Origin of the sequence: Thermocrispum municipale DSM 44069, from assembly GCF_000427825.1 — a bacterium.
Lineage (GTDB): Bacteria > Actinomycetota > Actinomycetes > Mycobacteriales > Pseudonocardiaceae > Thermocrispum > Thermocrispum municipale.
Map to the genome: position 1 here is coordinate 51248 of NZ_ATYT01000009.1, position 19386 is coordinate 70633.

The following is a 19386-nucleotide window of genomic DNA, read 5'->3' on the forward strand; positions in this document are numbered from 1 at the left end:
TATGGGTACCGAGGTGCTGTGCCTCGGCGAGTCGATGGCCCTGTTCGTGCCCGCCGAACCCGGCGCGATCGAGCAGGTACGCACCTGGACGCGGACGGTCGGCGGCGCGGAGTCGAACGTGGCCTGCCACCTCGCCGCCCTGGGACGGCGGACGAGCTGGGTCAGCGCGGTGGGCGACGACGCGTTCGGGCGTGCCGTGGTGGCAGAGATCGCCGCGGCCGGGGTCGACGTGTCGCAGGTCGAGGTGGACCCGCATCGCCCGACCGGCCTGTACGTCAAGGAGAGCAACGCCGCGGGCAGCGCCGTGCGGTACTACCGCGCCGGATCGGCCGCCTCGGCCATGGGTCCGGAGCTGCTGAACGAACTCCAGCTCGACGGCGTGCGGATCGTGCACGTCAGCGGCATCACGGCCGCACTGTCGGACAGCTGCCTCGAGTTGCTGCGCGCGCTCGCGGCCGCACCACGAAAGACGCACCGGTTGTCGTTCGACGTCAACTGGCGGGCCGCGCTGTGGGCGGGTCGCGACCCGTCGGTGCTCCGCGAGCTGGCCGACGCGGCCGACATCGTGCTGGTCGGCGACGACGAGGCCGACCAGGTGTGGGGCGAGTCGGCCCCGCACGCCATCCGTGAGCTGCTGCCCCGCCCTGAGTCACTGGTCGTCAAGCACGGCGAGCGTGGAGCGACCCTGATCGAACGCGATCGGGACACCGCAATCGATCGGCCTGCGATCTTCGAACCCGCATTGCAGGTCGACGTGGTCGAACCGGTCGGCGCCGGCGACGCGTTCGCCGCCGGCTTCCTGGCAGCCACGCTCGCCGGCGACGAACCGCAGCGCCGCCTGCGCGCCGGACACCTGCGCGCGGCGGGGGCCCTGCGCACTCACGGGGATCTGGGCGACCCCTTGCCTGCCGGACTGGTCGCGAAACTGCTGGACGCCGACGAACGAACCTGGGCCCAGACGCGGATCACCAGGAACGAAGGGCCGAGGATGGGTTCATGAGCCAGAGTCTGGATCGCGCCCTCACGCTGGTGGAGCACCTCGCGGGCGGCAGGAAAACGCTCGACGAGCTGGCCGAGGCGGTCGGCGTGCACAAGTCGACCGTGCTCCGCCTGCTACGCACCCTGGAAGCGCATCGGTTCGTGCAGCGCGAGGGCCCGCACCACTACCGGCTGGGCACGGCGTTGTTCGACCTGGCGCAGCAGTCGCTGGACGAACTGGACGTCCGGCGGTGCGCCGAGCCTGCACTCCGCGAACTGAATCAGCGCACCGGCCACACCGTGCACCTGGCCAGCTACGAGGACGGCGAGGCCGTCTACATCGACAAGTTCGAGAGCAAACACGCGGTGCGGATGTACTCACGGATCGGCAAGCGCGCTCCGCTGCACTGCACCGCGGTGGGCAAGGTGTTGGTCGCGGCGATGCCGCCGCAGCGCCGTCAGGCGATCGCGGAGAGCCTCGAGTACCAGAAGATGACCGAGAACACGATCACCTCGGCGGAGAGATACCTCGCCGAGCTGGAATTGGTCGCCGAACGCGGCTATGCGATCGACAACGCCGAACACGAGGACTTCATTCACTGCATCGCCGCGCCGATCAGCGGGCCGGGCGGGGTACTCGCGGCCGCGTCGTTGTCCGTGCCGACTTTCCTCGCCGACCTGGACACGTTGTTGTCGCTGTTGCCCGACCTGCTGACCGCGACGGAAAAAGCATCCATCGAGTGCGGCGCCCCGACGCCGAGAAAGGACAGCCGATGACCCGCATCGCCTATCACCCGGAAGGTGCCACGAAGCCGGCCGCTCCGCTCTCTCCGGCGGTCCGCAAGGGCAATTTCGTGCAGGTCTCCGGCCAGATCGCGGCCGACCCGGCCACCGGAGAGGTGGTCGGCTCGACCGTCACCGAACAGACCCGGCAGGCCATGCGCAACGTGCTCGCGGCGCTCGCGGCGGCAGGCGCGGACGAGACCGACGTGATCATGTTTCGGGTCTATCTGACCGACGTCGCCCATTTCGCCGAAATGAACGCGGTGTACGAGGAATTTCTTTCCGATCCGTATCCGGCACGGACAACCGTTTACGTAGGGTTGCCGAAGAACTTGCTGGTCGAGATCGATGCATTGGCCGTCGTCGACTGATTTCCGCCACCGCGGCATCACCGTCGGTAACCTTTTCGGGGTATTTGTGTTGCGTTCCCTTGATTCGCCACGAGCGCAGCTACGGTTATGGGGTGCCCCCTGACGCGTCCGGTGTCGACAACCGCGCCGAGCAACTCGCGGTCGTCGCCGACACGGCTCTGTCGCAGTTCGATCTGGAGCGCACACTGGGCGACCTGCTCGCCCGGGTGCGTGAGCTGCTGGCTGCCGACACGGCGGTCATCCTGCTCATGGACGACGACGCCGACGAATTGCGGGCAGCGGCCGCGGTCGGACTCGAGGAAGAGGTCCGGCAGGGCGTGCGGATACCGATCGGCGCCGGTTTCGCCGGACGGGTCGCGGCCGAGCGCAAACCGATCCATCTGCGGCACGTCGATCGGTCGAACGTGGTCAACCCGCTGCTGTGGGAAAAGGGCCTCACCTCGATGTTGGGCGTGCCGCTGCTGACGGACGACCGGATGGTCGGCGTGCTGCACGTCGGCTCGTTGGCGCAACGCGAGTTCAGCGACAACGACGTTCACGTGCTGCAGTTGGCGGCCGACTGGACCGCATTGACCACCCGCGCGCAGATGATGGCCATCGACCGGGCGGCCGCGGCGGCCCTGCAACGCAGCCTGCTGCCGCCTCGTCTTCCGCACGTTCCCGGATTCGAACTCGCCGCGCGCTACGTGCCGGGTTCCCGCACCGGGGTGGGCGGCGACTGGTACGACGTGTTCGGCCTGCTCGACGGCCGGTGGGGTGTAGCGATCGGTGACGTCGCCGGGCACGGGCTCGGCGCCGCGACGGTGATGGGCCGGGTGCGCAGCGCGTTGCGCGCCTACGCCATCGAGAGCGCCGACCCGGCCGACACGCTGGCCAGGCTCAGCCGCAACATCTTCCACTTCGAGTCCAGCGGGATGGCCACGGTCGGGTACGCAGTGCTGGACGCGGCGCACGGCCGGGTGTCGCTGTCCAGCGCGGGGCATCTGCCCCCACTGCTGGCCACGCCGCACGGGTCGACCGCGCCGGTGAAGATCGCGGTCGACCCGCCGCTGCACGCCGACTTGCGGCCGACCGCGCGACGCACCGTCACGGTGGATCTCGAACCCGGCGCCGTGCTGGTCAGCTTCACCGACGGCCTCATCGAGCGACGTGGTGAGTCGATCGACCACGGCATCCACCGGCTGTGCCAGCTGGTCACGCCGGATCACCCGGAAGCGGTGTGCGCGCGGATCATGGCGGATCTGGTGGGCAGCGAAACCCCGGACGACGACATCGCGGTGCTGGTTCTCCGCCGCATGCCGTAGGTCGGCCGATCCGCCGCACGGCGATCGCTCCCTGTGCGGCCGGCAAGGACCCGCACCCAGAGCCGACCCGAGCAGCCGCGTGGGTCCTCCCATCACACGTCGCAGATCAGCCGATCCGCCGCGCGGGTCCTCCCGTCACACTCGCTAGGTCAGCCGATCCGCCGTGCGGCGATCGCTCCGTGCGGCCGGGCGCCGGGATCCACCCTCCTGTCGCGGTCGGTGACCACGAACCCGGCGTCGCCGACCATGCGTTCAAGGGTGTCCACCGGCCAGAAATGAGCCGTGGTCACGGCGTGGTCGAACGCCTCGATCTCCGGCCCGGTGAAGAAGCCGAGCAGCAGCCCGCCGCCCGGTTCGATCACCCGCGCACATTCGGTGAGCACTCCCGGCACGGCGTCCGGCGGCAGGTGGATCAGCGAGTACCACGCGAGAATCCCGGCGACGCCGGCATCCTCGACGTCCAGGTTCTCGGCTCGCCCCGAGCGAAAGCTCACCTCGGGATAGCGCTGCCGGGCGTGGGCGACGAACTCCGGCGTGGGATCGATCCCGACGACGGTCATCCCCTGCTGGTGCAACCAGTTCGTCCAGTGCCCCGGCCCGCACCCGACGTCGAGAATCCGTCCTTCGGGAAGAGTCCGCGCCCACGCGCCGACGAAGCGGCGATCGGCTTCCGCCGTAGCACTCATGTCCCCCAGCAGTGCGATGTACTCGGCCGACCGCCGTCCGTACGCCTCCGGCACGCTACCCACCGGGCGATTATCGCAGCCTCATGACTTCCCGTAGTACTCCGCCACGGCGTCGAAGACAGCCTTGGGCTCCCACGCCATGTCCGGATACCGCTCACCCCGCCCGTTCTCCAGGACCTTGACCATGCTCAAGCTGGCCAGGTCCAGGTCCCGCTGCGGGTCGTCGGGGCGATGAGGGTAGGACTCCAGCGCGAACAGGTAGATGAACGCCCCCTCGGCCCCCGCCTCGTCGAAGATCTCGAGCATCTCCCGCACGTAGGCAGCCTGCCCCGCCTCGTCCCGGATGTACGAGCCGTTCAACGCGATCGGTTGCTCGTACTCGTCGACGTGCACGATCTCCATGCTGCGCGGCGCGACGTCACCGGCGCCCTTCCAGGTGGCCGCGCCGAACCCCGTCATCACCACCGGCTTGGGCTGCGCGACGAGCTGGCGGACGCCGTCGCGGAAGCGTTCGGCGACCTCGGCGGTGCGCATCATCTCGACCGCGACGATGTCGAACAACGACCAGTCGATCCGTTCGAACGGGATGCACGCATAGCTGACCGGCCCGCCGAAGCGCGCACGGACCACGGCCACCGCTTCGGCGAAGAACTCGTTGAGCCGCGCACTGACGTCGGCGAACCGCTGGCTCGCGTCCCCCGGTCGACCGATCAGCGCCGCGACCCGCTCGGCGGTGTTGTTGCCCTCGACGAAGCCGGGGTTCATGACGCTCATCTCGACGCCGGTCACGAACACGACCTCCGCGCCCTGTCGACGAATCCGCTCGGCGCGCACCGCGCAGTCGGCGAACAACGCGAGCATCTCCTCGCGGCTCAGCTCCAGCGGGTACGGCGAGAACCACACGACGAGGCCCAGCTCGGCCGCGATCTGCACGGCCAGCTCGAGCCGCTGCGGATCTCCGCCGACCAGGTGCACCGCGTTGCAGTGCAGGTCGTCGCTGATGATCTCGAGCTCGCGGCGGACCGTGGCCGGGTCGAAATGCTGCCGCGAGATGTGGCCGTTGCGGACGAAGCCGGTTTCGTAGGCGATCCCTTTGAGTCGCACGACTGATTCCTTTCTGCTTGCGGAAATCGCCGGCAACACTACGCACAAAGTTGCGTGCACGTAAGTTTGCGCATTCGCAAGATCCATGTAAGACTGGCCGCCGTGGCGAGTCGGTCCGGAGGTCTTCGGGAGCGCAAGAAGCAGGCCACGCGCAAAGCACTGCGTGAGGCGGCGCTGAAGCTGGCGCTGGAACGCGGTGTGGACCAGGTGCGGGTGGAAGAGATCGCCGACGCCGCCGGAGTCTCTCCGCGGACGTACAACAACTACTTCGCCAGTCGCGAGCAAGCGATCGTGGCCGCGGTGACCGCCGAACGAGAGCAACGGGTCGCGGAGGCGTTGACCAAGCAACCGCCGTCGGTCAACCTCGCCGACGCGGTCGTCACGGCCGTGGTCGAACACTTCACCGCACCATCCGACGAACACCGCGACGCGTTGATCATGATCACCAGCCATCCGGGCCTGCGGCGCGCCTACCTCGACTCCGCGACCTCGATCGAGCAGCCGCTGAGCACCGCGATCGCCACCCGGCTCGGCGCGACCGACCGCACACTGACCTCCGACGTGCTGGCCGCCGGTGTCGCGGCCGCCGTCCGGGTCGCGCTTCGGCGGTGGACACAACCCGCTCGCAGCAGCGCGTTGGTCGTGCCCACCGGCTCGCTGGCCGACCTGCTCACCGAGGCCTTGCAGCCGCTCGCCGCCGCATTCGCCGAAGCTGAACGATCCGCGGGGACAGCCTCCTCCGTGTGACGGGTACCGGGACTTCACCGAAACCATGCACCCTGCTGTCGCAGTATGGGTGTGATCGAGTTCGTCAGGGAGTGAACAGCCCATGCCCGCGCAGTCGCGTCGCCCGCCCAATCCGCTGACCGGTCCGCGTCGACCGTCGCTCAACGTGGTGCTCACCGCCGTCGTGGTGGTCCTCGCGGCCGTGATATTCGGCGGCATCCTGATCTTCGGCGGCGATGACGAGAAGCCGGCCGATCAGGCGGCCGTCTCCAAGACCCTCGTCCCCGACGACGCCAACGCCTTGACACAGGCACCGGCCGACGGACGGCAGGTCACGCTGGTGGAGTTCCTCGACTACCAGTGCCCGGCGTGCGCGGCGTTCTACCAGAACGTCACCAGCAAGATCGAGAAGGACTACGCCGACCGCATCACGTTCGTCACGCGGAACTTCCCGTTGGATTCGCACCCGCTGGCACAGCTGGCGGCCCGCGCGGCCGAGGCAGCGGCCAAGCAGGACAAGTACGTCGAGATGTACACGCAGCTGTATCAGAACTGGAACGACTGGGCGGTGCAGGGCGACTCGGTCCGCTCCGACGTTCGCGCGGCCACTCGCCAGTTCGAGGGCTACGCCAAGGCCATCGGACTGGACATCAAGCAGTTCCGAGCCGATATCGACTCCGCGGAAGTGCGCAAGAAGGTGCAGCGCGACATGGCGGACGGTGAGAAGCTCGGCGTCGACAGTACGCCGACGTTCTTCCTCAACGGGGAGCGCTTCGAACCCGAAGGCGACAGCTTCGCCGACGTCGAGCGTCAGCTGCGTGCCGAGCTGGACGAGGCGCTGGACCAATGACGACACAGAACGAAGCCCCGGCACGGGGCCTGGCCTGGCTGTACGTCGTCGCGGGCGCCATCGGTCTGCTGGCCGCGGTGGCGCTGACGCTGGAGAAGATCGCCACGCTGAGCAATCCGGACTACATCCCCACCTGCTCGTTCAATCCGGTGTTGTCCTGCGGCTCGGTGATGGAAAGCGCGCAGGCGTCGGTGTTCGGCTTCCCCAACCCGCTGCTGGGTATCGGCGGGTTCAGCGTGGTGGTCACGACCGGGATCGCGATGCTCGCCGGCTTCCGGCCACCGCGCTGGTACCAGCTCGGCATGGCCGCAGGCACCACGCTGGCCGTGCTGTTCATCCACTTCCTGATCGTCAGCAGTCTGTACGACATCGGCGCGCTGTGCCCGTACTGCATGGTCGTGTGGGCCGTGACGATCCCGCTGTTCTGGTACACCGCGCTGGCGACATGGCCGGCGCTGGCGCCGCTGCGCCGGGTACACAGCGCCATCCTGGCGTTGTGGTTCGTGGTGATCATCGCGCTGATCGTGCAGCGGTTCTGGTCGTACTGGACCAGCGTGCTCTGACCATCGGCGGCGCGCTCACGCCTGCCGCACCGGCTGCCGCAAGATCGTCCGCAGCTTGTTCGGCGCGGTCCGTCGCAGATCCGACAGATAGATCTCGTGGTGCTTGCCGGTCAGCGCCAGCCCCTGCGCCGGAATGACGTCGTGGTGCATCGTGGCCAGCGTCTCGGCCTCCTCGTCGAACGGGCCGAGGTGCAACGTCTGCACGCACCGCCCCTCTTCGAGCGTTTCCAACCGCACGTCATCCAGCCGAGGCGGCGCGCCTTTCGCGGCGACCTTCTCCTTCGCCGCCTCGACCATGTCGCCGGTGATCCACTCCGGCTGCATGATCATCACGGTGAAGTACCACTTCGACTTGTCCCTGGCTGAGGTGAAGCTGTCCATGTCGTCGGCCCACCACAAGCCCTCCAGCGGCATCACCACGTAGTCGCGGCCGAGCTCCAGTTTGCTGGCGAACTTCAGCTTGTACGCCAGCGGGAACAGCGTCTCGACCGCTTCCCGGAACGACGCGCTGGTATTCGGATCGCCGTACCCGTCGATCATCAAGTACTGCAGGGGCGGCACGTCGACAAGACGGAACTCACCGCTGCGCGCGCGATAGCAGTCAAGCTTCTTGTGGTCGACCTTCGGCACGCCCGGAATCTATCGCGGCGGACCGACAATCACTCCAATCCGAACACGCGGATGGCCTCTTCCCGGCGCCGCGGGACCAGCTCGGTGGGCAACTCGTCCTCCGGCACGTCGTACCCGCGCAACACGTGCCGGGCGACCACCTGGCGGTGCACCTCGTCCGGACCGTCGTAGAAGCGCGCGGCGCGAGCCCGGCGATACATGTCCTCCAGCGGCAGGTCGGACGAGTAGCCGAGCGACCCGTGTGCCTGCAACGCCCGGTCGATGACGTCGTGCAGCACCTTGGCGCCCCAGAACTTGATCGAGCTGATGTGCGTGCGGGCCGCCTTGACGCCCTGGGTGTCGATGATCCACGCCGCCTGCAACGTCATCAGCCGCAGCGCGTTCAGCTCGGTCCAGGAGTCGGCGATCCAGTTCTGGATCGTCTGCTTGTCGGCCAGCACCGAGCCGTGGGTGAACCGGTACTTCGCCCGCTCGCACAGCATGTCCAACGCGCGCTGGGCCTGGCCGACCCACCGCATGCAGTGGTGGATCCGCCCCGGGCCGAGACGGCTCTGCGCGATGGCGAACCCGGCGCCGCGCTCCCCCAGCATCGCCGACGCAGGCACTCGCACGTCGGTGAAGGTGACCTCGGCGTGGTTGTCCAGCCTGCCCGGCCGGGGACGCGGGTCCTCCATCGTGCCGAGGTCTCGCTCCACCACCAGCCCTGGCGTGCCGGCAGGAACAATGAACTGGGTCGCCCGCTCCCGTGGCGGCGCATCCGGATCGGTCACCGTCATGACGATGAAGAAGTCCGCCACCGAGGCGTTGGTGATGAACCATTTCTTGCCGTTGATCACCCAGTCGTCGCCGTCCTGCACCGCCCGAGTGCTCAGCAACGTGGGGTCGGCGCCCGCCCCTGGCTCGGTCATCACGTACGCCGAGCGCACCTGGCCGGCCAGCAACGGCTCCAGGTAGGTCTTGCGCTGCTCGGCGGTGCCGAAGCGGGCCAGGATCTCCGAGTTGCCCGAGTCCGGCGCCTGGTTGCCGAACACGTACGGCGCGATGCGGCTGCGGCCGATGATCTCGTGCATCAGCCCCAGCTTGACCTGGCCGAAGCCCTGCCCGCCGAGTTCCGGGTCCAGGTGCGCCGCCCACAGGCCGCGCTGCTTGACCTCCTGCTGCAGTGGCGCGATCGCGGCGCGGAACTCGTCGTCGTCCAGATCGACGGTCTCCAACAGCGACACCCGGTTGTCGACGAACTCCCGCATCCACTTCAGCTGCTCGGCGAACTCCGGCTCGGTGGAGAATTCCCAGGTCATGACGGCAGCAGCTCCTTAACACGGAATTTCTGGACCTTGCCGGACGTGGTGCGCGGCAACGGCTGTTCGGTCAACGTGATGCGCTTGGGGACCTTGTAGTTGGCCAGCTCGTCCTTCAGGTAGGCCAGCAGCTCCTCGGAGGTGACGGTGGCCCCGGCGCGCACCACGACGAGCGCGTCGCCGACCTCGCCCCAGTCCTTGTCCGGCTTGCCCACCACCGCGGCCTCCACGACGTCGTCGTGCTGCGCCAGCACGCGCTCCACCTCGGCCGGGTAGACGTTCAGGCCACCGGAGATGATCATGTCCTTGGCCCGGCCGGAGATGTAGATGTAACCCTCGTCGTCGTACTGCGCCAGGTCGCCGGTGTGCAGCCACCCGCCGGCCAGTGCCGTCTCCGTGGCGTCCGGCCGGTTGTAGTAGCCGACCATGTTCGCCGGGGACCGGCAGATGATCTCGCCGACCTCGCCGGGCGCGACGTCGTTGCCCTCGCCGTCCACGATCCGGATCTCCGCCGCGCTGCACGCCCGCCCGGCGGAGCCGATCTTGCGGATGGCGTCGGCCGCGGGCAGGAACGTCATCATGGTCGGGAACTCGCTCATCCCGTAGACCTGCAGGATCGCGCAGTTCGGCAGCTTGCGCGCCGCTTCCTCGATCGAGGTGACCGGGACCGGCTCGCCACCGCTGGCGATCAGCCGCAGCGACGACGTGTCGTAGTCGTCGAACGTCGGCTCGGCCAGCACGCGCTTGAGCACGGTCGGCACCAGCAGGACGGCGGTGACGCGCTCCCGCTGCACGGTCTCCAGCCACCGCGCTGGGCTGAACCCGGTGCTCGGGTTGAGCACGACCCGTCCGCCGCGCCACAGGGTGGCCAGCGCGATGTCGTGCAGGCCGGCCGCCCAGCACAGCGCGGGCACGATGAGATAGACGTCGTCGGCGGTGATCTCGTAGTCGACGATCTGGTGGAAGCTGTTCCACAGCACCGTCGAGTGCGTGTGCATGGCACCCTTCGGGGTCCCGGTGGTCCCGGAGGTGTACTGCAACAGGACGAGGTCGTCCGCCTTGGCTGCGTCGCGCGGAGCGGTCGCCGGATCGGCCTGCATCAGCTCCTCGTAGTCCAACGCGCCCTCGGCCGAGGTGTCGAGCACGATGGTGCGCCGCGAGTCGCTCAGTGGCGCCACGTCGGTCAGCGCCTTCTCGAACACCAGCCAACTGGCCCCGCAGTCGTCGAGGATGAACTCGACTTCCTTGTCCTTGAGCAGGTAGTTGATCGGCACGACCACCCCGCCCAGCTTGGCCACGGCGAAGAACAGCTCCAGCCATTCGAGCCGGTTGTACAGCAACACGCCGACCCGGTCACCGTGCTGGAAGCCGTGCGCGTGCAGCCCCGCGGCCAGCCGGTCGGAACGCTCGTCGAGTTCGTCGTAGGTCATCGTGACGCCCTCGAACGTCACGGCCGCCCTGCCCTCGTTGATGCTTCCCGCGGTGCGGTGCTTGCGCAGCACCTCCGCCAACGTGTAGGTGTCCATCCCTCGCTCCGATCTCGGCTCACCGAATCCGCTTCAACTGCAAGTCCAAATCGGCCCGCAGCACACCACGCACGTCTGCCAGCAGTGCGCTGTCGGCTTCGCCGCGCCAGATCTTGGTGATCAACTGTGCGCTGACGTCCAGCAAGCTCTTGCGATATTCGCGCAGGTCGGCCACCTCCGGCGGTGGGTCGACCGGCCATCGCCGCACTCCGTCGGCCAGTACCCGCACCGACTCGGTCAGCCACGAGTCGTCCTCACGGATCTGCCGCGCGAGCACGCCGAGGATGCCCATCGCCGCGATCACCGACGAGCGCGCCCGGTCGTCGGTCATCGTCGGCAGTACCGAAGTGGCCAGGTCCTTGCGGATCGCCAGGACCATCTGTGTCGGGGTGATCATGCGTATTCGAGGCAATCGGCGACCATGGCCCGCATGGTCGGCATCGTGTAGTACATCCGGGCCAGACGCAGGTCGCCGGTGTCCGCCACGGCCCTGCCCGCGTCCAGCCACATGATCGCGTGCCGCACCTGGTGGAACGTGATCCAGAAGTGCAACGCCTCCTTGGTCACCGTGCGCCCGGCGTACCGCTGGTAGCGGGCCAGGAAGTCCTCCAGGGGCAGCAGCATGCACACCAGGTCGCTGTCCATCCGGTTGGAGGGACAGCACACCCAGCCCAGGTCGTAGAGCGGATCGCCGAGCCGGGCGAACTCCCAGTCGATGACCGCGCTGATGCGCTCGTCGTCGAACAGCAGGTTGCCGGTGCGGTAATCGCCGTGGATCAGCGCGATCCGCTCGGTGGGCGGGATGTTGGCGCGCAGCCAACCGATCCCGTCGACGACGATCGGTTCCGGTTCGTCGGCCACCCGCCGCAGATAGTCCTCCAGCCGGTCGATCTCCGCTTCCGCGAACGCGGTGCCCGGCTCGGGCGCGGGCAGGAAACCGAGATCGGCGGTGGTCCGGTCGACGGCGTGGATCTCGGCAAGGATGCGGCAGAAGTCCTCACCGATCGGCCCTTGTCCGGCCTCGGCCAGGAACGCGCGCCCTTCCGGGGACCACTGCACCAGCGCAGCGCCCGGCACCCACGACACCACCGTGTAGGGCTGACCGAACACCGAGGCGTCCGGGTCGTACCACAGCGGAGTGGGCACCGGCACCGGCGTGTCGGTCAACGCCACCAGCAGCTGGTGCAAGCGCTGCGGGTCCACCTCGTGCCGCGCCATCGCGCCCGGCCGGAACAGCCGGACCACCAGTTTCCGCTCGCCTTCGCCCTCGACGTCCACGGTGACGATGGCGGTTTCGTCGGACAATCCTTCCCCGGCGATCTTGCGGTCGACCAACCGCACCGGCTTACCGAGTCGTTCGCCGAACCGCCGCTCGACCGCGTCGACAGGTGCGTGAAGTATTCCCATCACAACACCTCAGAAGATCGCCGCGTACATGATCTTTTCCTGGGTGGCCTCCTCGGCGCTGAACTCGGCGACCGCCCGGCCGAACCGGGTGACCAGGATGCGGTCGGACACCGACAGCACCTCGGGCAGATAGGACGAGATCACGATCACCGCTTTGCCCTCGTCGGCCAGCTGCCGGATGAGCTGGTGGATCTCCTCGATCGCGCCGACGTCCACACCGCGGGTCGGCTCGTCGAAGATCACCACTTCCGGATCGGCCACCAGCGACTTGCCCACCACGACCTTCTGCTGGTTGCCGCCGGACAGCTCGATGATCTTGGCGTCGGAGTTGATCGCCTTGATCCGCAGCTTCTGCGTCCACTCGCGGGCGATCTTCTCCCTGCTCCTGCGCGACAGCAGCCACCGCTTGCGGCCGCTGCGCGCCGCGAGGTGCCCGAGATACAGGTTCTCCGCGATCGTCATCGTCTCGAAGAACCCGTCCGCCTTGCGGTCCTCGGTGATGTAGACGATGCCGTCCTTGATGGCCTGCTTCGGCACCCGATAGCGCACCGGTTTGCCGTTCAGCAGCACGCGGCCGCCGTGGATCCGGTTCCGCTTCAGCGCGCCGGCGACGATCTTGGCCGTCTCCGTCCGCCCACTGCCGATCAGGCCGGCGATGCCGAGCACCTCGCCCGCGTAGGCGGAGAACGACATGTTGCGCACCACGTTGCCCATGATGAGGTTCTCCACCTCGAGCACCTTGCGCTTGCGCTGCGGCTTGTCGTCGCCGGTCGCCGCGCGCCGGTTGCTGCCGGTCAGCGCCCTGCCGACCATGTGCTTGACGATCTCGTCGCGGTTGGTCTCCTTGGCGTTGAGCGTGACCACCCGCTCGCCGTCCCGCAGCACGGTGACCCGGTCGGCGATCTTGAGCGACTCCTCCAGCATGTGCGACACGTAGATGACACCCATGCCCGCCGACCGCAGCTTCTCGATCACGTCGAACAGGTGCAGCGTCTCTTCCGGCGTCAACGACGCGGTCGGCTCGTCGAAGATGACGATGCGCGCGTTCGACCGCAAGGCACGGGCGATCTCCACCATCTGCTTCTGCGCCGCACCCAGCGTCGACACGTACGCCGTCGGGTCGACGTGGAAGTTCATCGACAGCAGCAGCGTCTGCGCGTTGATGTTGAGCGAGCGGAAGCGGGTCAGCAGCTTCTCGTGCCCGAGTTCGATGTTCTGCGCCGCGGTCATGGTCGGCACCAGGCTGGTTTCCTGATAGACCATGGCGACGCCGGCCTCGAGCGCGTCGTGCGGCCGCCGGAACGACACCTCCTTGCCCGCGATCTCCATCGTCCCGGACGTCGGCTGCACGGCACCGGCGAGGATCTTGCACAGCGTCGACTTGCCCGCGCCGTTCTCCCCGACCAGTGCGTGCACCTCACCGGCGTACAGGCTGAAGTCGATGTCCTTGATGGCGTGCACACCGCGGTACGCCTTGGTCATCCGGCGGATGTCGACGAGCTTGGCGTCTCGTTCCTCCGGCGCGATGTCGACCAGGTCGACCAGTGACTGGCTCATCGGTCGTTCACCTCCACCACGCAGTCGCCGCCGCGCACCGCGACCAGCACCCGATCACCGAACTGCCGCACCGACGTCACGCCGTGCCGGGTGCCGCCGCCCCTGCTGTGCAGGCTGCTGGACGGGTGGCCGTCGGCGTCGAGCCGCACCACCAGCCCGTACGACCGCGGCGGCGCCCACGGTTTGATCACCCCGAGCTTGCGGATCTGGCCGCCCTGCAGCGGCTCCAGGCCACTGTTCAGGCTGCGCAGGGCCGGCCTGATCCAGTAGTCCGGCTCGATGGTGCGCATCATTTCCCGCACGTAGTCGCGCTGCGTCAGGGTGAACTCGACCAGCTGGGTGCGCAGCGCGAACATGGCCAGCCAGAAACCGCCACCGGCCGCGGGCTCCAGCCTGCCGGGGTAACCGGGCAGGTTGCTCTTCAGCGGCGTGGGCTCTCCCTGACCGGTGAGCGAGATCGTGCTGATCCGGTGCGACCACGCTTGGCTGACCGCCGCCGACCCGTCCTCGGTGAGCGCGACCCCGCTGGCGTAGGCGAGCCCGTCGGCCAGCACCGTCGCCGTGCCGCCCGGCTCGAACCGCAGCAGCCTGCCCAGGCTGTTGCGCTCCATCAGGTCGTAGACCCACTTCTGCCCGAAGTGCTTGCTCGACCCGTCGGTGACCAGCACCGATCCGTCGTCGAGCACCGCGAAGTCGGTCGGGCAGTGCACCGGCAGCCCGCCCGCTTCGCTGAGCACCACCCGGGTGCGGCCCTCCTCGGTCATCGACGCCACACCGACACCGGCCACCGCGACCAGGATCTGCCCGTCCGGCAGCCGCGTCAGCGCTCCGGTCTCACCGTCGAACTCGGCGACCGTGACCGGGGAACCGCCGGCGGCGGGAACCCGCAGCACCGCGTTGCGACTGCTGATGTAGAGGCTGTCGCCGACCAGCAGGACGTCGTCCGGCTCGGGCAGCTCGACGACGTCGTCGGCGTTCTCCAACGCGTCGTTCGGGGTCAGCCCACCGTCCAGCGGCGGGATCGCCGTGCCACTGTGGCGGCCCGGGAACAAGAACTCCTTGACCAGCTGCAAAGCTTCGAATGCCATCGTCGGCTCCCTGTCAGCTCGCGGCCGTACCGGCGACGGATGGGGCACCGGCACCGACCGACTCGGCGGGAGAGTTGTCGAGCTTGATCCGGCCGACGCGGTTGTTCTCCAGGCCACCGATGTAGAGGTAGCCGTCGTGTTCCCGCATCGACGTGATCGTGGCGTGGGCCGTGCCGCCCGGATCCCACAACGTCTCGAGCACTTCGCCGCTCTCGGACACCTTCACCACGCACCCGTGGTTCATGCTCGGGTAGAGCCACTCGTCGCGCGGGATGCGTTTCATCATCCGGCGGCGGAACACCGGCATCCGCATGGCCAGGTCGTACGCGGGCGAGCGCATGCCGTTCAGCGCCACCCAGTACGTGCCGTCCGACGCGCGGTTGATGTTGTCCAGATAGCCGGGGAAGTTCTCCATGAACACTTCGATCCGGCCCTTGTTCGGCCCGTCGATCCAGTACCGCAGGATCCGGCACAGCCACGTCTGCGCGATCAGGAACGACTTGCCGTCGTGGCTGCAGCACACGCCGTTGGGGAAGACCAGGTCACGGATGACCGTCCTGGTCTTGCCGGTCTCCGGGTCGTAGCACAGGAGCCTGCCGTTCGGGCGGCCTTCGACGCCGTCGAGGATCCAGTCCGCCATCTCGAAGCGGGTCGTGCCCTCGCTGAAGTAGATCTTGCCGTCCGGGGCGATGTCCAGGTCGTCGGCCAGCCGCAGCCGGCTGTCGTCACGCAGCCGCGTCCACGTCCGGTTCGACTCGTCGGTCAGCTTGCGCACCTCGCCGTCCGGGGTGACCGCGTACAACCCCATGCCCGCGACGCAGACGACGAGGTTGTCGTCGGCGTCGAACGCCAGACCGAGCGGGTGGCCACCGATGCGGGCGAAGATCTCCGCGTTCTCGAAGTTCTCCCCGGAGAACCGCATGATCCAGCCCTGCCGGGTGCCGCAGTAGAGCCGTCCTTGCTTGTCGAGGATGACGTCCTCGGGGCCTTCCACCTTGCCGACACCGATGCTTTCCGCGCCGACCAGCCGGTCGTTCATCTCGAACGCGCTGCCGGAACCCGGGCGGCAGTCGGGCAGGTCGCCGTACTGCACGATGGTCGGGTTGACGTAGGTCTTCTGGATCGCCTTGCCGCGGTTCTTGCCCCACTTCAGGTCGAGGCCGACCGCGAGGATCAGCACGCCGGCCAGCACGGTCTGGAACACCTCGCCGCCGACGTTCATCAGCAGCAGGCCCTTGCCGAGCAGGCTGATGGTGGCGGCACCGATGAACGCCCGCCACACCGTGCCCTTACCGCCGGAGAGGCTGATGCCGCCCAGGATGACCGCGGTGAGCACGGTCAGCTCCATGCCCTCTCCGACCCGGGCACTGGCACTGGACAGTCGCGCGGCGTAGAAGATGCCGGCGAGCGCGCACAGCAGCCCGGAGAACACGTAGCTGAGCAGCAGCACCCGCTCGACGCGGATACCGGCGTGCCGGGCTGCACGCCTGCTGGCGCCGACCGCGGTGATGTGCCAGCCCAGCCGGGAGCGGCTGAGCACGATGTGCCCGATCAGCAGCACCACGACGAGCGTGATGAAGCTGAACGGAATCCCGGCGACCTTGCCGGTGCTGAACCACTCCCAGATCGGGTCGAGGACGAACGCGGTGGCGGTCTGCGCGGAGAAGTTCAGGTCCAGCAGGTTCAGCACACCGCGGAAAATGATCAAGGTGACCAACGTGGTCAAGAACGGCCGCGCCTTCAGGTAGGCGACGATGCTGCCGTTGATCGCGCCGAGCAACGCACCGATCAGCAGGCCGAGCCCGATCGCGGCGATCACCGGCAGGCCGCTGAGGGTGACCAGCAGCAGCACGACCATGTTGCACAGGCCGAACATCGACCCGACGGACAGGTCGATACCGCCGGAGATCAGCACCACCGCCATGCCGAGGCACACCAGGGCCAGTTCGGCCAGCTCGGCGGAGCTGGACAGCAGGTTCTGCTCGGTGGCGAAGCCGGGCGCGGCGATGGAGAAGAACACCACCACGCCGACCAGCAGCGCCAGCGGGATGGCCGGCTCCATCCAACGCTTGGCGAACAGCTCGGCGAACACCTGTTGCAGGGCGATACGCCTGCGCAGATGACGCAGCTTCATGCCGAGGGTCTCGTCGGCCGGCACGTTGCGTTCCGGGGGCCGCCGAGACGTCACGCGGCGCGGGGTCACGCTTTCGGTCATCGAACTCTCGCTCTCTGCTAGGCACCGGACACGGCGGCCTGGACAGCGGGGTTGTTGATCAGCGACGAGTGGGAAGGCTCCGGGGCGTCCGCGGGGACAGTCGGCAAACGGACGCCCCGGAGCAGGAGGGGGAGCGACGGATCAGGACACGGTCAGACCGTCGGTCTTGCCGTCGTAACACATGTTCTGCTTGTTCCAGTTGGAACGATCGATCTTCACCAGCGGGGTGTAGTCGGCGATCCGCGACGACCCCGGCGGCTTACCCGACTGCAGCAGCTGCTTGGCGATCGCCACGATGTCCGTGCCCTGCGTCGGCACCGAGTAGCCGTAGGACTGGAAGAACAGCTTGTCCCGCAGTGCCTCGCAGGTGATCGCGGAGTGGTCGGAGGTGAACACCTTGACCTTGTCGATCTTGCCCGCTTCCTTGATCGCGGTGGCCGCGCCGTACTGCATCTGGTCCCAGAAGCCCCAGCTCGCACACAGGTCCGGGTGCTGCTGAATCACCGTGGAGGTGATGTCGTGCGCCTTGGTCCGGTCCCAGTTCGCCGCCTGGGTGGAGACGATCTTGATCTCCTTGTGCTTGTCGAACACCGACTTGGCGCCGGCCATCACGTCGAGCGTGAAGCCGGAGGTCGCGTCACCCTGCACGATCTGCACCTTGTGCGAGGTGTTGGTGCCCGCGCCGCACTCCTTGACGATGTCGGTGGCGATCCGCCTGCCCAGGTCGATGGTGTCCGCGCCGACGAACGCGTCGGACTTGTAGTTGGACACCATGTTGATCTGGATGACGTAGATGCCCGCCTTCTCCGCCTGCTGGATCAGCTTGGCCAACACCTGCACGTCGAAGTTGTGCACCACCAGCACCGCGGGCTTGTCGTTGATCAGCGACTGCACCGCCTCGGCCTGGCGTGCGGTGTCCCAGTTCGGGTCGCGCAGCACGAACTTCATGCCGGCGGCCTCGAACCCGCGCTTCATCTGCCGCGCCCACTCCTCGGTCAGCGGCGTGCCGAGACCCACCGGGACGAAAGCCGCGGTCTTGCCCTTCAGGCTGCCGACGGCGTGCTCGCGAAGCTTCTCGGCGGAGACGGTGGGCGCCAGCCCTTCCCCGCCACCGTTGGCGTCCGACTCCGAGCCGCCGCCAGTCGAACACCCGGTCAGCGCGATCATCGTCGCGGCGGCCAGCGCGGCTGTCCGCCGTCCTATTCGGCGCATCAGGACCTCCCTGTCCTTTTCGTTTCCGGTGGATGAATGCGTGGTCGAGCTTCAATCGCCTTGGCGGACCGTTTCCTCGTCCCTGGGGTGCAGCCGGTTGTCCAACACCAGCGCGGCGAGCAGGATCAACCCCTTGACGATGTCCTTCTCGTGGGTGTTCATGTTCAAGATCGTCATTCCGTTGAGCATCACGCCGATCAGCGCGGTACCTGCGACGACGGACAGCACACCGCCGCGGCCGCCGACCAGGCTGATGCCGCCGACGACGACCACCAGCAGCACGTCGTAGATCAGTGAGCCGTCGATGATCTGCGTGTTGAAACCGCCGACCGATCCGGCCATCACCAGGCCACCGACCAGGCCGATGGCCCCGGTGATCATGTATTCGGTGACGGTCAGCGGGCGGACCGGAATGCCGGTCAGGCCGGCGGCGCCGCTGTTGTCACCGTGCGCGTAGATGAAGCGGCCGGTGCGGGTCCGGCTGAGCAGGAAGTGGGCCACCACGGCCACGACGACGAAGATGATGATCGGCGCGGGGATGCCGAACACCACGCCCTGACCGAGCCAGCGGACGAAGTCGCGGTCCGGCGGCAGCTCGACGATCAGGCCGTCCAGGATCACCGTGCGCGCCAGCCCGTAGATCAGCAGGCCGGAGGCCAGGGTGGCGAACAGCGGCGGGATTTCCACGAACGCGATCAAAAAGCCGTTGATCGCACCCATCAGCAGCACGATGCCGAGACCGACCAGCAGGGCCATCGGGGTACCGAGATCGGTGCGCATGAGCTGAATCGAGATCGCGGTGGCCACGCCCATCGAGGCGACCAGCGACAAGTCCATGCCGCGCGCGATCACCACGACCGCCATCGCGACGCTGAGGATGCCCAGTGACGAGACGCTGCGGAGCAGGTTCAGCAGGTTCTCCGCGGTGAAGAACCCGTTCAGCAGGAGGCTGAACACCACGAACAGCGACGCAACGACGAGCAAGATGATCTGCTCCTGCGACAGCCGAAGCTGACCACCGGGCCGCACCTTTGCCAGAACCGCTCCCATTTCGCTCTCCTAGGCGATCCACGGAGACTCGATTTGTA

The 19386-nt window shown here is 67.9% G+C and carries 19 protein-coding genes; 7 read left to right on the top strand and 12 right to left on the bottom strand.

Going from position 1 to position 19386, the window contains the following annotated elements; translation table 11 throughout:
• The first annotated feature begins 1 nt into the window (after position 1).
• From YWM_RS0111060 to YWM_RS0111075, 4 genes are all read left to right on the top strand, one after another.
• Complete coding sequence (locus tag YWM_RS0111060) at positions 2 to 1000, top strand: sugar kinase (protein WP_043660653.1); 999 nt, start codon at positions 2 to 4, stop codon at positions 998 to 1000.
• Positions 997 to 1755, top strand: a complete 759-nt coding sequence (locus tag YWM_RS0111065; RefSeq protein WP_028850778.1) for an IclR family transcriptional regulator — start codon at positions 997 to 999, stop codon at positions 1753 to 1755. Before YWM_RS0111060 ends, YWM_RS0111065 begins: the two co-directional genes overlap by 4 nt.
• Positions 1752 to 2132, top strand: a complete 381-nt coding sequence (locus YWM_RS0111070; protein WP_028850779.1) for a RidA family protein — start codon at positions 1752 to 1754, stop codon at positions 2130 to 2132. The genes YWM_RS0111065 and YWM_RS0111070 overlap by 4 nt, the downstream gene beginning before the upstream one ends.
• A gap of 92 nt (positions 2133 to 2224) precedes the next feature.
• Positions 2225 to 3436, top strand: a complete 1212-nt coding sequence (locus YWM_RS0111075) for a PP2C family protein-serine/threonine phosphatase (protein ID WP_028850780.1) — start codon at positions 2225 to 2227, stop codon at positions 3434 to 3436.
• 149 nt (positions 3437 to 3585) lie between these two features.
• Here YWM_RS0111075 and YWM_RS0111080 read toward each other — a convergent pair whose 3' ends face one another.
• Together YWM_RS0111080 and YWM_RS0111085 are read right to left on the bottom strand one after the other, a co-directional pair.
• A complete protein-coding gene (locus YWM_RS0111080) occupies positions 3586 to 4185 on the bottom strand; it encodes a class I SAM-dependent methyltransferase (RefSeq protein WP_028850781.1) in 600 nt (199 codons plus the stop codon).
• Between the two features lie 18 nt (positions 4186 to 4203).
• Positions 4204 to 5226 carry a hypothetical protein gene (locus YWM_RS0111085; protein WP_028850782.1) on the bottom strand — a complete coding sequence of 341 codons (1023 nt, stop codon included), beginning with the start codon at positions 5224 to 5226 and terminating at the stop codon, positions 4204 to 4206.
• Positions 5227 to 5328: 102 nt separating this feature from the next.
• Here YWM_RS0111085 and YWM_RS0111090 point away from each other — a divergent pair, with 102 nt between their 5' ends.
• The 3 genes from YWM_RS0111090 to YWM_RS0111100 all read left to right on the top strand — a co-directional run bounded on the left by YWM_RS0111090 (position 5329) and on the right by YWM_RS0111100 (position 7365).
• On the top strand, positions 5329 to 5973 hold the full coding sequence (locus YWM_RS0111090; protein ID WP_028850783.1) for a TetR/AcrR family transcriptional regulator: 645 nt from the start codon (positions 5329 to 5331) through the stop codon (positions 5971 to 5973).
• 82 nt (positions 5974 to 6055) lie between these two features.
• A complete protein-coding gene (locus tag YWM_RS0111095) occupies positions 6056 to 6802 on the top strand; it encodes a DsbA family protein (protein ID WP_028850784.1) in 747 nt (248 codons plus the stop codon).
• Positions 6799 to 7365, top strand: a complete 567-nt coding sequence (locus YWM_RS0111100) for a vitamin K epoxide reductase family protein (RefSeq protein ID WP_043660655.1) — start codon at positions 6799 to 6801, stop codon at positions 7363 to 7365. The genes YWM_RS0111095 and YWM_RS0111100 overlap by 4 nt, the downstream gene beginning before the upstream one ends.
• Positions 7366 to 7380: 15 nt before the next feature.
• Here the strand turns inward: YWM_RS0111100 and YWM_RS0111105 are convergent, their stop codons facing one another.
• The 10 genes from YWM_RS0111105 to YWM_RS0111150 all read right to left on the bottom strand — a co-directional run bounded on the left by YWM_RS0111105 (position 7381) and on the right by YWM_RS0111150 (position 19348).
• Positions 7381 to 8004, bottom strand: a complete 624-nt coding sequence (locus YWM_RS0111105; protein ID WP_043660657.1) for a GyrI-like domain-containing protein — start codon at positions 8002 to 8004, stop codon at positions 7381 to 7383.
• Between the two features lie 20 nt (positions 8005 to 8024).
• Positions 8025 to 9293, bottom strand: coding sequence for an acyl-CoA dehydrogenase family protein (locus YWM_RS0111110; protein ID WP_028850787.1), 1269 nt, complete (start codon positions 9291 to 9293; stop codon positions 8025 to 8027).
• A complete protein-coding gene (locus YWM_RS0111115) occupies positions 9290 to 10819 on the bottom strand; it encodes a class I adenylate-forming enzyme family protein (RefSeq protein WP_028850788.1) in 1530 nt (509 codons plus the stop codon). The genes YWM_RS0111110 and YWM_RS0111115 overlap by 4 nt, the downstream gene beginning before the upstream one ends.
• Positions 10820 to 10838: 19 nt before the next feature.
• Positions 10839 to 11216: a hypothetical protein gene (locus YWM_RS0111120; RefSeq protein ID WP_028850789.1), complete on the bottom strand. Its 378-nt coding sequence runs from the start codon at positions 11214 to 11216 to the stop codon at positions 10839 to 10841.
• Positions 11213 to 12226, bottom strand: coding sequence for a phosphotransferase family protein (locus YWM_RS25215; RefSeq protein ID WP_028850790.1), 1014 nt, complete (start codon positions 12224 to 12226; stop codon positions 11213 to 11215). The genes YWM_RS0111120 and YWM_RS25215 overlap by 4 nt, the downstream gene beginning before the upstream one ends.
• Before the next feature lie 9 nt (positions 12227 to 12235).
• Positions 12236 to 13783: a sugar ABC transporter ATP-binding protein gene (locus tag YWM_RS0111130; protein ID WP_052344783.1), complete on the bottom strand. Its 1548-nt coding sequence runs from the start codon at positions 13781 to 13783 to the stop codon at positions 12236 to 12238.
• Positions 13780 to 14871 (bottom strand): SMP-30/gluconolactonase/LRE family protein, encoded by a 1092-nt coding sequence (locus YWM_RS0111135; RefSeq protein WP_052344810.1) that lies wholly within the window; start codon positions 14869 to 14871, stop codon positions 13780 to 13782. Before YWM_RS0111135 ends, YWM_RS0111130 begins: the two co-directional genes overlap by 4 nt.
• Before the next feature lie 13 nt (positions 14872 to 14884).
• Positions 14885 to 17086, bottom strand: coding sequence for an ABC transporter permease (locus tag YWM_RS23210; protein WP_084612329.1), 2202 nt, complete (start codon positions 17084 to 17086; stop codon positions 14885 to 14887).
• A gap of 141 nt (positions 17087 to 17227) precedes the next feature.
• Positions 17228 to 18298, bottom strand: a complete 1071-nt coding sequence (locus YWM_RS0111145; RefSeq protein ID WP_028850793.1) for a sugar ABC transporter substrate-binding protein — start codon at positions 18296 to 18298, stop codon at positions 17228 to 17230.
• Between the two features lie 51 nt (positions 18299 to 18349).
• Positions 18350 to 19348, bottom strand: a complete 999-nt coding sequence (locus YWM_RS0111150) for an ABC transporter permease (protein ID WP_052344785.1) — start codon at positions 19346 to 19348, stop codon at positions 18350 to 18352.
• Positions 19349 to 19386: the final 38 nt, after the last annotated feature.

What these genes read in the sequence shown, in the direction of transcription:
- YWM_RS0111060 (WP_043660653.1), top strand. Translation starts at nt 2, where the DNA reads ATGGGTACCGAGGTGCTGTGCCTCGGCGAGTCGATGGCCCTGTTCGTG.
- YWM_RS0111065 (WP_028850778.1), top strand. Translation starts at nt 997, where the DNA reads ATGAGCCAGAGTCTGGATCGCGCCCTCACGCTGGTGGAGCACCTCGCG.
- YWM_RS0111070 (WP_028850779.1), top strand. Translation starts at nt 1,752, where the DNA reads ATGACCCGCATCGCCTATCACCCGGAAGGTGCCACGAAGCCGGCCGCT.
- YWM_RS0111095 (WP_028850784.1), top strand. Translation starts at nt 6,056, where the DNA reads ATGCCCGCGCAGTCGCGTCGCCCGCCCAATCCGCTGACCGGTCCGCGT.
- YWM_RS0111100 (WP_043660655.1), top strand. Translation starts at nt 6,799, where the DNA reads ATGACGACACAGAACGAAGCCCCGGCACGGGGCCTGGCCTGGCTGTAC.
- YWM_RS0111110 (WP_028850787.1), bottom strand. Translation starts at nt 9,293, where the DNA reads ATGACCTGGGAATTCTCCACCGAGCCGGAGTTCGCCGAGCAGCTGAAG.
- YWM_RS0111115 (WP_028850788.1), bottom strand. Translation starts at nt 10,819, where the DNA reads ATGGACACCTACACGTTGGCGGAGGTGCTGCGCAAGCACCGCACCGCG.
- YWM_RS0111120 (WP_028850789.1), bottom strand. Translation starts at nt 11,216, where the DNA reads ATGATCACCCCGACACAGATGGTCCTGGCGATCCGCAAGGACCTGGCC.
- YWM_RS25215 (WP_028850790.1), bottom strand. Translation starts at nt 12,226, where the DNA reads ATGGGAATACTTCACGCACCTGTCGACGCGGTCGAGCGGCGGTTCGGC.
- YWM_RS0111130 (WP_052344783.1), bottom strand. Translation starts at nt 13,783, where the DNA reads ATGAGCCAGTCACTGGTCGACCTGGTCGACATCGCGCCGGAGGAACGA.
- YWM_RS0111135 (WP_052344810.1), bottom strand. Translation starts at nt 14,871, where the DNA reads ATGGCATTCGAAGCTTTGCAGCTGGTCAAGGAGTTCTTGTTCCCGGGC.
- YWM_RS23210 (WP_084612329.1), bottom strand. Translation starts at nt 17,086, where the DNA reads ATGACCGAAAGCGTGACCCCGCGCCGCGTGACGTCTCGGCGGCCCCCG.
- YWM_RS0111145 (WP_028850793.1), bottom strand. Translation starts at nt 18,298, where the DNA reads ATGCGCCGAATAGGACGGCGGACAGCCGCGCTGGCCGCCGCGACGATG.
- YWM_RS0111150 (WP_052344785.1), bottom strand. Translation starts at nt 19,348, where the DNA reads ATGGGAGCGGTTCTGGCAAAGGTGCGGCCCGGTGGTCAGCTTCGGCTG.